General features: G+C 67.9%; 9 protein-coding genes. 4 read left to right on the plus strand and 5 right to left on the minus strand.

Annotated elements, in window-relative coordinates; genetic code table 11:
• Positions 1 to 78: 78 nt before the first annotated feature.
• Positions 79 to 1,872, plus strand: coding sequence for a toll/interleukin-1 receptor domain-containing protein (locus ACH413_RS06650; protein ID WP_360037013.1), 1,794 nt, complete (start codon positions 79 to 81; stop codon positions 1,870 to 1,872).
• Positions 1,872 to 3,515 carry a hypothetical protein gene (locus ACH413_RS06655; RefSeq protein ID WP_360037016.1) on the plus strand — a complete coding sequence of 548 codons (1,644 nt, stop codon included), beginning with the start codon at positions 1,872 to 1,874 and terminating at the stop codon, positions 3,513 to 3,515. The genes ACH413_RS06650 and ACH413_RS06655 overlap by 1 nt, the downstream gene beginning before the upstream one ends.
• 252 nt (positions 3,516 to 3,767) lie before the next feature.
• On the opposite strand, the gene ACH413_RS06660 is transcribed toward ACH413_RS06655, so the two are convergent.
• The 3 genes from ACH413_RS06660 to ACH413_RS06670 form a co-directional block, all read right to left on the minus strand.
• On the minus strand, positions 3,768 to 4,031 hold the full coding sequence (locus ACH413_RS06660) for an integrase core domain-containing protein (protein WP_360037278.1): 264 nt from the start codon (positions 4,029 to 4,031) through the stop codon (positions 3,768 to 3,770).
• Positions 4,032 to 5,179: 1,148 nt separating this feature from the next.
• Entirely contained in the window at positions 5,180 to 5,356 is a 177-nt protein-coding gene (locus ACH413_RS06665; RefSeq protein WP_360037019.1) for a hypothetical protein, read from the minus strand.
• An 87-nt stretch (positions 5,357 to 5,443) separates the two neighbouring features.
• Entirely contained in the window at positions 5,444 to 5,632 is a 189-nt protein-coding gene (locus ACH413_RS06670) for a hypothetical protein (RefSeq protein ID WP_360037022.1), read from the minus strand.
• Positions 5,633 to 6,082: 450 nt separating this feature from the next.
• Between ACH413_RS06670 and ACH413_RS06675 the strand changes: the two genes are divergently transcribed.
• Both ACH413_RS06675 and ACH413_RS06680 read left to right on the plus strand, forming a co-directional pair.
• Entirely contained in the window at positions 6,083 to 6,409 is a 327-nt protein-coding gene (locus ACH413_RS06675; protein WP_360037025.1) for a hypothetical protein, read from the plus strand.
• 74 nt (positions 6,410 to 6,483) lie between these two features.
• Positions 6,484 to 10,167, plus strand: coding sequence for a hypothetical protein (locus ACH413_RS06680; protein ID WP_360037027.1), 3,684 nt, complete (start codon positions 6,484 to 6,486; stop codon positions 10,165 to 10,167).
• Positions 10,168 to 10,189: 22 nt separating this feature from the next.
• Here ACH413_RS06680 and ACH413_RS06685 read toward each other — a convergent pair whose 3' ends face one another.
• Entirely contained in the window at positions 10,190 to 10,612 is a 423-nt protein-coding gene (locus ACH413_RS06685) for an integrase core domain-containing protein (RefSeq protein WP_360037029.1), read from the minus strand.
• Between the two features lie 282 nt (positions 10,613 to 10,894).
• Positions 10,895 to 11,259: tetratricopeptide repeat protein (locus ACH413_RS06690; protein ID WP_396424898.1), on the minus strand; the 365-nt coding region annotated here is incomplete at its 5' end.

Genomic DNA, 11,259 nt, shown 5'->3' on the forward strand with positions numbered 1-11,259 from the left:
CGCTTGTTCGCAGTCCCGGTGAGTCATCCTGTCCACCCGCATTCACATCGGTGCGGAGGAATGTGAACAGGAGTCGCGGTGGGTGGAGTGTTCATCAACTACCGCAGCAACGACAGCCGCGTCATGGGCGAGTTGCTCGACCGGGATCTCACCGCGGCGTTCGGTCGGGAGCAGGTCTTCCTGGACTGCTACTCGATCCCGCTCGGCGCGGCCTGGGACCGGGAGCTGCTCTCGCGGGTGCGGGGCTGCCAGGTGCTGCTGGTCGTCATCGACTGCGAATGGCTGACCCTGACGGACCCGGCCGGGCTGCGGAGGATCGACGATCCCGCCGACTGGATCCACCGCGAGATCGCCGCGGCGTTCGACGCCGGCGTCCGGGTCGTGCCGGTCCTGGTCGACGACACCCCACCTCCGGTCGCGGGAGAGCTGCCCGTCGGCCTGTGCGCACTGGCGAACTGTCAGGGCATGCGGGTGCGTCGCAAGCACACCCGTCAGGACGTCGACGTCCTGATCCAGCGGCTCCGCGAGGCTGAACCCGCACTCGCGGCCAAGCCGGATCCCGTGGTTCCGACGATGGTGTCCCACCGCGGCTCGGGGACGACCATCCAGGCGGGCAGAGACATCCGCGACGCGACCGTCGTGCAGGAGGTCGCGCCCGCACACCCGGCAGCCGGGGGAATGGACGGACCGCCGGGAGCAGCGGGCATGAGCTCCCACACGGGCCACGGCACGACGTTCCAGGCAGGCCGGGACATCAAGAAGGTCAGGACGGGAACCTTCCTGAGCGTCCCGATGCCGCGTGCGGTGCGCAACCTGGTCATCACGGTGCTGGTGGCCGTGCTGGCCGCCGGTGCGGTCACCGCCGTGGTGACCTGGGTCCTGCCGCAGCTCGCGCCGACGTACAAGACCATGTTCCTGGTCGACCTGTCCGCGACCGGGGCCGACCCGGCCGCCGTGGCGGAGAGCCGCGACTCGCTGCGGAAGGTGATCGGGAACGCCGGTGACGACGACGCCGTCGCGTTGCGGACCTTCGGTGGCCAGTGCGGGTCCGCCGGCAACACGTCCCGGGTGGTCGGGTTCGGGACGGGTAACGGCACCGACATCAGTGCCGCGATCGACGGTGCCGCGGTCAGCGGGGCGGCGACGCTGGTGCGGGGCCTGATCGGGGCCGCCGAGGACTTCAGCTCGCCGTTCTCGCAGAACGCCAAGCAGGTCAACCGGATCGTGGTCGTCACGCGCAACGGGATCGACGCCTGCGACGACGACGTCGACTTCGTCGAGCGGGAGCTCCGCCAGCGGCTGGCCTCCGCCGGCCTCGACGTCGAGTTCCGTTTCGTCGGCTATCGCCTCGCTGACAAGGACAAGTCGGTCTTCGACCGGCTGGCGGCCGGCGCGTCCGCACCACCACCCGTGCTCGCCCAGGACCCCGCGCAGCTGCAGGCGGCCCTCGACTGGATCGCCAACGTCGAGCCGGTCCTGCGGTCGGCGCGCGACGTCGTGGACACGCTCAACCCGGTGGTCAAACAGATCGACACCGCGGCCCAGGCCGTCGTCGACGGCAGGCTCGACGTCGCCGACCGCACGCTGTCCGCGATCAAGCCTCCCGCGGCGGACACCGAGTTCGCCAACCTCGAGAGCCGCGCGAAGACGCCGGACGCAGTCGAGGTCCACCGCCGGGCGGCCGAGTTGCGAGACCGGCAGCGCAAAGCGGTGCCCGCGGTGAAAGCACTGCTCGACCTCGCGCGGGCGGGCAAGCCGCTGGGGGCCGAGCTGACGGCGTTCCGCCGCGACGCCGATCTCTACAACAGCGAGGTCGACACCCTGAACGAACTCCTGGCCCGGATGCGGGCCAGCGGGCCTGGAGGACAGTGATGAAGCGGCGTGCGGTGCTCGTTCCGCTGGTCGTAATGCTCGTCGTCGTGGCGTGCACAGCGGTGTACTTCGTCCTTTCGGGACCCGCCCACCGCACCGTGGTGCTGGTCGACACCTCGGCGCCCGGCACCGGGCTCTCCCAGCTCGGAGGCGCGGTGCGGTCGGTCGCCGGCAACAGCGGCGACTCCGACGCGCTCAGCGTGCGCCGCTTCGGCGGCGAGTGCGGCAGCCCCGACGCCACCGCCGAGATCGCCGACGGCCCGGACCGGGTCGCCCAGGCCGTGGGCGCGCTGTCCCCGTCCGGCAAGGCCACCATGGTCGACGGCGTCCTAGCGGCGATCGACGACTTCCGCGGGCTCTTGACCCGCCGTGGCAGCGTCCGCAACCGGATCATCGTCATCTCCTCGACGGGCGTCGACGCCTGCACGAACGACCTGGACAGCGCGCGGAAGTCCGTTGAGGACCGTCTGGCCGAAGCGGGGCTGGACCTGGACATCAGGGTCGTCGGTTTCCAGGTCCCACCGGACCGGAAGGAAGCGCTGGCGAAGTTCGCGTCCAACACCTCGTTCGCCGACAACGCCGACGAGCTGGAAGTCGTCCTCGACCGGCTCGTCGTCCCGAACTCGCCCGACGCGGCCACACGCAGCATCAACGCCGCAGCGGCGGAGCCGGAACCGAGCTACGCGTTCCTGACCAACGGCCGCCTGGGGATCGTCCGCGGGACCAAGGTGGTCGCGGAGACGACCGCCGATCACATGGCCCCTGGCAGCCTCGGCTTCGGGTACACCGGCGACGGGCACTTCGTGTTCGCCGTGACCTCGACGGGCATCACCACCATCGACCTCCGGTCCGGGGCTTCGAGGTCGGTGCCGTGCGGAAGCTGCCGAAACGCGGTGAGCCCTGGCGGCAGCTTGATCAGGTGGCTGGCCGGCAACGTCGTGACCACGCTCGACCTCGCAGACAAGAACGCCCAGCCGGTTTCAGGGACCACCGTCCTGCCCGACCGCAAGGTCGGGGTCGGGCAGAGCATCAGGATCCAGCCGCTGTGGATCGTGGCCGGCAAGGACGGGACCAGCCTCGTCGCCGCTCCCGACGGCGTGTCCGCCTACGGTGGTCCGGAAAACCTGTACCTCGTGCGTCCGGGCGGCCAGGTGGTCCCGCTCGGCGCCACCCCGGGCAACGTCGTCGTTCACGGGGCGGCTTTCTCCCTGGACGGGCGGTCCCTGGCCTACATCACCGCAGTTCATGCGGGAGGCTGTGAGGAGCGGGCGTTCGTCGTCCTGATCGACCTCGCCTCGGGCACCCAGAGCGAGACGCCCGTGGCGGGCGATCCGAACGACGACGGATCCGGTATCGACGCTGTCTGGTACGACAAGGACGGGACCCTGAACATGATCTACTCGTCGTGGCTCTGCGCAGCGAGCGGTGGCCCGCGGACGTCGGTGACCATCCCCGAAAGCCATTGGCAGCTCGGCAACGCCGGGTGGACCCAGCGAGAGCCTGGCTATGCCCGCCAGATCGCCCCCGGCTTCCGCGCTGTCCTGGGCCCTCCCAACCCTCAATCCAACGAGCTGTTCTCCGAGGTTAACGGCACCCGCGTGAAGATATTGGACGGACCGGTGGACATCGCCGTGCCGAACTGAGGTTGTCAAGCTGGGCTGCGGGGTGCCAAAACGCGGTCCGGTGGGCCTGACCTGCGTATCAGGCCGCTGCAGGTTCGTACTCATTGATCAAGCCGCCGAGTACCTGCCGCCGATGTACGGACCTGCAGCCGGGCTCTGAAATGGGGTGTGGGGTGCCAAAACACGCTCCGATAGGGCTGACCTACGCATCAAGCAACTGCAGGTTCGTACTCGTTGATCAGCCCACCTAGTACTCGCCGACGACGTACGGACCTACAGCGTGGCCCTGCGATCGGGTGATCGGGTCGCGGAGGGGTGTGGTGTCGCACTCGGGTGTGGTTGTCGGTGGTTGTAGTGGGACACGTAGCGGTTCAGCACTGACGTGAGGTGATGCTCGTTGATGATGAGCAGCCGGTCTGTGAGCTCTCGTCTGAGAGAGCCGACGAAACGTTCGGCGTAGCAGTTCGCCCGCGGACACCGTGGCGGGATCTTCACGACATCGATCCCCGCGTCAGCGAGAACAGAATCGAACGACACCGTGAACTGACCTGCCCGGTCACGGACCAGGAATCGAAAGACGCTGGCCCGATCCTCAAGGCTCAGAAGGAGATTGCGGGCTTGCTGCGTGGTCCACTGCCCGTCAGGATTGGTGGTGGTGCCGACACGCAAGGTGCGCGAGCCTGACAACGGTGTCCTGTAGACCGGGCCGCGGCTGGCGAGAAGGGCACAGAACGCGCACGCCTTGTCGTTGGTGATGTGCTGGTAGTCAAGCGCGATCCGGTCGGCGAGGATTGCCGCGTCGATCGCCTCCCGGCCGCACCTGCAGCGTGTCGCATCACCGCAGCAGCGCGGCCCGCTGCCCGTTGAGGGTCAAGTCCAGCGGCGCTCAGTCGCTTGATGGTGCTCGGTCCGGTCACGAACAACGAGACTTCGGCGGCCTGGCGCCACCCCGCCTCGAGGTTTTGCAGCGGAGGTAGATCGAGCTGCGTGCCGGTCTCGGCGCGGCGGAACGTGGTGAGGTAGTCCAGCGCCAGGCGCTCGGACTTCGAATGGTGACGGCAATCAGGTCGAGCACCCGGCCAGCCCAGTTCGGCAACGTCGGCCCGAGCCGGACCGGGTCGAGCAACCGCCACAGACCGAGCACGTCACGAACCAGGCGGGCGCTGTTGCGTCCCTCGGCGCGGCGGTGCTCGGCGGTGAGCCGAGTCCCCTCAGCGGTGACAGCCATCGTTCACCATCTCAGGCACTGTGATCTTGATTGCACCCCTCGGCGGTATCCAAGTTGGACACGGAACATCGAAATTGGACCGATGGGAATGGTTGGGAGCCGTTGGGGAACGGATGATCGCTACTGCCTTCATCATCAGCAAATAGCCTTTACTGTTGATGGGTGGCTTTATGACGACCGGTTTTGCCTATCTCCCAACACATCCATCGTTGTGTGGCGAAGGGCGCGAGGAGGTAGCTGTGTGGTCGGACGCGGGGCTCATCGGGTTGGCGATTGCCGCGGTCACGGCGGTTTGCCGCGTGGCCCAACTCGCCATCGCGTTGCGGAAGTCCGAACCCAGTGAGCGGCCCGAGATCATCCGAGCACTCAACGAAGGAACCGCCTCGGGTGCGGTCGCTCGCAGAGCACCGAGACGCGGCACAAGAGGCGGCCTGACTACCGGGCGGACCGACGCTGGTTAGCTGTCGAACGCGGTTCGGCCGAGCATGTCCGCGAGCAACTCCTGTCCGTCGACGGGAGCGGGCATCGTGGCCCAGCGCTGCACGTCGGTGTCGGTGACACCAGGCAGCCGGTCCCACGTCGCTTGCGGCGGGACGCCCAGCATCGTGACGGCCTTACCCCAGGCGTCGACCACGGCGGCGAGCGAACGGGACTGGGTGTTGCGCCAGCGGACTTGTGCGCCGGTGTCGTGCCATCCGGCTAAGTCTCCGGCAAGCAGGCATCACAGCCGCAATACCTGTTCCCAGGACTTCCCGTAGGAGGTGCGCCGTTCACCGACTCGGCGCTGTAGTACGTCCTCAGCGGCGTCGAGCGCATCGGCCGCCAGGTTGGTCAGCGACGCGAGCAGCATGTGAGGCGGGGTCTGAGTGATCGCCGCCAGGTGTCGCAACACCTGTTCGAGCACTTCCACGTAGCCGCTCAATGGTCTTGCATCGAACGTGCTGAACCTGGTCTCTGGGCTGTCGGTGTGCAACAGCCGGTCCGGCCCGGTCGGCGGCTCTTCGTCGTCGAGCTCAAGCCCGGCACCCCATGGCGCAGAGGAGCTTGTCGATCAACTCGGCCGCAATCGCTGGCGCTGACCGCCGAGCTGTCACTGCAGGACCACAACTTGGTGGTCTAGCGCGCGAATCTCGAAGTACTTCTCACGCTCGGTCATGCGCAGGGAGCCACAGCGCGGCGAAGGTATGGGAGACGGCGAGGTAGGCGAAGCGGAGCAACACGACCGCGATCATGTCGGATGATGACCGCTACCCAACGGCATCTGCTGACCTGCACGGACATATTTGTCGGGCACGCACAAGGCCTGGCCTACTGCCCCAGGTAACCGTAACGGCACCCTCCGGCGCGCGATATCGTCCAGGTGAATCCGATCGTTGCTTTCGCGCTGGGCATGGCGGGTGCGTTGGCTCCCGAAGTGATCCGCCTCTACTCGATCCGCCAGAACCCCAAGAATTTTCGCTGGTCGTGGTTCTACGTCGCGGTGTCCTTGCTGTTCGCCGGGCTCGGCGGTGTGCTGGCCCTGGCTCTGCCCGCGACGACGTACTGGGGTGCCCTGTACGTCGGCGTGTCGACGCCAGTCTTGATCACCACGATCGCACGCAAGGGGCATGAGGTGGCGAGGCCTGAACTTCGCGGAGCCGCACCGCCTCCCCGGTCCGGGTGGCCCGCTTACGTGTATGGGCTCTGACGATGTGGGTCGGCGCCGAGCGTGGTGTCCGGTTCCGATTCCACGCGGGACGACTACGTGTTGCGGACGTCTCGGTGCAGGGCAAGCTGGAGGTCCGTCTCGCCGAGGCGTTCGGGCCCGAGGTGCCGCGGATCGAGGTGCTGCGCGGTCCGGTCGCGGAGCGCGGTGCGGCGTGGGCCATCGCGACCACCCGCGTAGAGCACGACTTGGGGGTCGGGCGGCGGAGTGTGGAGATCGTCCAGTCCAGGAAGGCCTATGCCGGTGGCTTGACCACCACGGCCATCGCGTCGTTGAAGCAGGTGGTCGAGGTCTCGACCGCGATCGAGTGGCACCTGGTGGTGGACGGCGCCGCCGCCGTGCACGAGGACGGCCGCAGTGTCGTCGTAGATCTCTCCACTCCGGCGCGCACCGTCGTCCGGGTGCGGGGTGACCGGCCGATCGACTTCGAACGGAGCCGGGACGTCCGTGGGCAGGTGCGGCTGCGGGCCGTGCTGCCGGCTGGGTCGTCGACCATCGAGCTCACGGTGGCCTGCGCACCCGACTTCGACTTCGCCGAGACCTTCGTCGTGTGCCGGCCCGACCAGCTTCGCGAGGCCGCCGTGGTGGTGTCGTGCTTGCAGGGCAACGGTTTTGTGCCGGTGATCCCGATCGAGCCGCCGCCTGTCAGCGAAGCCGAGTACCTCCGGCTCCACGAGGAGGTGCAGGCCGCAGACGTCAGGTTGAGAGCCAAGGTCGGAGGGCAACTGGGCCGGGCGGAGGCCCTTGCCGCAGGCCCGGCCGAACGGGCGGCGTTGGGGGCCGAGATCGACGCCCGCCTGGACGGCACCGAACGTCTGGCGCCCTACAGGTCGTGGCTCAAGCACAACCAGATGGTGTCGGACTTGCTTGCCGCGGCCGGGTTCACGAGGGCTGTCTTCCTGTTCGAACCCGAGCCGAGCGAGCTGCGCAGAGTCGATCCCGTGCTGGCGTCTAAGGCCTCGGCGATCTGGACCCGGCACCACGAACGTGCGGGCAGCGATCCCGGACCGCCGAGTGACAACACGATGTTCGAAGGGCAGCACGGGAAGCTGCACCTGCTCGCGGAACCGTCGGACATACCCGGCCACCACCACTACCGCGACCTGACCGAACTCGCAGGCCTGACGTGGCGCCTGCTGCGCGGCGACGACGGACCGCCGACCGGCGTGGTGGAGGTCGCCATCGATGGCAGCTCACGGGAGTACCTGCACGGGCTGTACCGGGCGTTGCGCGCGGGTGCGCCGATCCTGCCGGTGGCGGACCCGCGGACACCGGCCGAAGACCCCATACCCGAGAGCGACGAGGCCGTCCTGGTCGAGGACACCGGGGACGCCGCCACGCTTCTGGCGGTGCTCTACGCGCACCACCGTGACGCACAGCTCGTGGTGACGCCCGAACCCTCGCTCGCAGCCGTGCGGGCGGCCATCGCCGCCCAGCAGCACCGGATCATCGCCGCGGCACGCGCGCACGACGAGGGCGACCGGGGCCTGGCGGAGGTGCTGCGAAGGATTCTGGGCGCGGGCCGGCAGGGCTTCGCCGAGATCGAGGAGGTCGTCACCGCGCAGGTGCCCGCAGAGGTCGTCGCGGCGGTGGGCGACCGCAGGCTCACCGCGTTCACCACGGGACTGCCATACTCGTTCGTGCGGACGGACCACGCGGACTGGTCGCGCAAGCCGATCGGCCACGTGGCCGAGGACCCCGTCCTGATCGTGCTCAACGAGATCTTCAGCGCGGCCTTCGAACGCGCGGACGTCATGTTCGGCCTGATCCTCGACACCGGTTACTTCCGCACGACGGAGACCAAGGACGTCGTGCGGGCGATGGAAGCCAGCGCCGTCTACCCGCTCGTCCTGAACGGCGAGGAGGCCAACCTCTCGTCGTTGGCGCGGTTGACCCACCAGCTGCCCCTGGAACTCGTCTTCTTCAACACCCACGGCTACGACGGCGGCATCGTGCTCGACGTGCCCGTACCCAGCTCATGCATCGTCGAGCTCGTGTCGCTCCCGCAACGCCCCGTCGTCTTCAACAACTCCTGCCAGTCCTGGACGGGCGTGGGCCGAGACTTCGTCCGCGTGGGCGCCCGCGGTTACGTCGGCACCCTCTGGAGCGTGCGCAGCGATCTCGCCGCGGACTTCGCCAGAGCGGTCATGGCCGACCTCGGCGCAGGCGCGACCACAGTGGCCGCGGCGATCACCCGGACCGGTCTTCCGGATGTGATCACCCGGTCCTACCTCTACGTCGGCACCGCCAACGGACGGCTCACCTCCCGCGACGACGAGGCCAGCGGCGTGTCAAGGACTCTCGCCACAGCGCGCCGGCTGGTCGGGATGACGAACCCGGACACCGTCGTGCGGGAACTGATACTGCGAGAAGTCGCGAACCTGCGCGCGGCTGCCGATTCCGCCGCCGAGCCGTCCCTCGCCTCGGTCGACCTCGCTCTCGACGAACTGGCCCTCCTAGGCTCGGGTTCGCTCTCCGCGAGCCTGGAGGAACGCGCCGCACGCATCGCCGAGCACGTGGAGGATGTGCTCAACCGCTGGACGCCGGCCACCCCGGAGGTGCGAACCAGGCAAGCACTCCTGCACCAGCGGGCCGGGGACGCGCACTGGGCGGCGGGCAAGGCACACGACGCACTCGCGCGGTACTCGACCAGCCTGTCGCTCCGCGACGAGTTCCCTAAATCGGCCGACCTGCGATTCCGGATGGCGCAGATCCTCTACCGCCTTGGTCATCAAAGCGAAGCGGTCGAACTGGCACGGGCGGCGGAGCACCTGGCGCGGGAGCACGACGACCTGCCCCGACTCACAGACATCTGCCGATTCCTCTGCCTGCAGCCCGAAGCACTCGTCTCGACCTCGGAGGCACACCGCTACGCCGCGGAAGGCCACGCCATCGCGGTGCTGCTGGACGATGAAGACCGGCAGGCGGACTTCAAGCTGCTGACATCGATCATGCGCGGAGCGGCAGGCGACTTCGCCACCGCGGCCGCTACCGCCGGCGAAGCGCTGACAGCACACCGGGTGCGGATCAACGACGAGGGCGAACTAATCGCGTTCACGCAGCAGCTGTACCACCGCCATCTCAACGGGGAGTCCGAACTCACCGAAGAAGTGCTCACCACCCTGTTGGATCAGGCGAAGAACCTCGGCCTCCCCAGAGAGGAAGCGTTGCTGCGTTGCCAACTCGGCTCGCTGCTCCACCTGCGCGGAGAAAGCCGCGCTGCGGCGCGGCAGTTCAAGGACGCCACCAGGCAACTGCGCACGCAGCAAGACTGGAGCTCCCTCGCCAGGGTGGTGGTCGGCACGCACGTGCAGATCGCCGAGGCCGCCGGTGCGATCGACGACCTGTGGGAGCTCGCCGTGCGGTGCATCGCGCTGTGCGACCTCGTCGACGAGGATCTGCGTCCGAACACCGCGGCGGCGGCGGTGCGCGCGATGCAGGCGGCGATCAGGCTCGGTGATCGCGAGCTGACACATGCGGGCCTGGCTGCCTTCTGGCAGGCGGCCTCAGGCGTCAAGCAGCGCGACGGCGTTTCGGACCACTTTCGGTTCGTCGTGCACGTGTACCTCCTCTTCGTGCAGTGGGTGGCGGGCGACCCCGGCGACGCGATGCGCGCACTGGCGCGGCAGTTGGACGAGATGAGCGACAGCAGGCTAGAGCTGGAGGAGTTCGTGCACGCTCCGTACGAGCCGCGAGCGCGGTCACGGCCGCGGCGATGGCTTGTGGGGGGCCAAAACTAGGCCTGGCGGTCGGACCTGCGACTCAGGCCGCTGCGTGTTCGTACTCGTTGATCAAGCCGCCGAGTACTCGCCGACGACGAACGGCCCTACAGCCTGGCTCTGTGAGCGGGTAATCGGGTCGTGCTCCCGCGCTCTGTGTGGGCCGTCGGTGGTTGTAGTGAGTCACAAAGCGGTTCAGCACTGACATCAGGTACCGCTCGTTGATGATGAGCAGCCGGTCGGTGAGCTCTCGCCTGACGGTGCCGACGAACCGTTCCGCGTAGCAGTTGGCCCGTGGACATCGCGGTGGGATCTTCACGACGTCGATGCCGGCGTCCGCGAGAACGGAATCGAACGACGCCGTGAACTGGCCGGCCCTGTCACGAACCAGGAAACGAAACTCGCCGGCCAGGTCATCCAGCCCTCCGCCGCCGGCGACACGGGATTGGCGATCCACTAGGACCACTGACGTGCTCGACAAGCATGCCACGTCCAGCCGACAGGTGCTACCAATGAAGCAGGTACTGACCCCGCTCGCGTGTAAGACGCTATTCGCGCTTGAACGGGTATTCCTGCTCCAACATCACGTGTCTGGGCACTCGGAACTTGCTGTCCACCAACGATTCTTAAAGGACGTGAAAGCAAGCACCTGTGGATCGACCAGTTTGCGATCCATTGCACCCCTTTGACAATCGACATGGAATCAGCTCCGACCGCGCCGACAACCGATGCCTCAGGAAGCCGCACATCAGGCGGACGTGCCATTCGACAACTGCATCTGCCAGTAGGCGAGATTGGCTCGGGCGGTCAGGGTGTCGGCGTGGTCCGGACCCAGCACCCGCAGCCGGTCAGCGAACACCTCCTCGAACGCGGCGACCGCAGCGGCCGGACAACCAGCTTCCCCACGCCGGTAGGCGAGGTTGGCTCGGGTGTTCAGGGTGTCGGGGTGGTCCGGACCCAGCACCCGCAGCCGGTCAGCGAACACCTCCTCGAACGCGGCGACCGCAGCGGCCGGATAACCAGCTTCCCCACGCCGGTAGGCGAGGTTGGCTCGGGTGTTCAGGGTGTCGGGGTGGTCCGGACCCAGCACCCGCAGCCGGTCAGCGAACACCT

The organism is Lentzea sp. NPDC020367 (assembly GCF_044387305.1).
Lineage (GTDB): Bacteria > Actinomycetota > Actinomycetes > Mycobacteriales > Pseudonocardiaceae > Lentzea.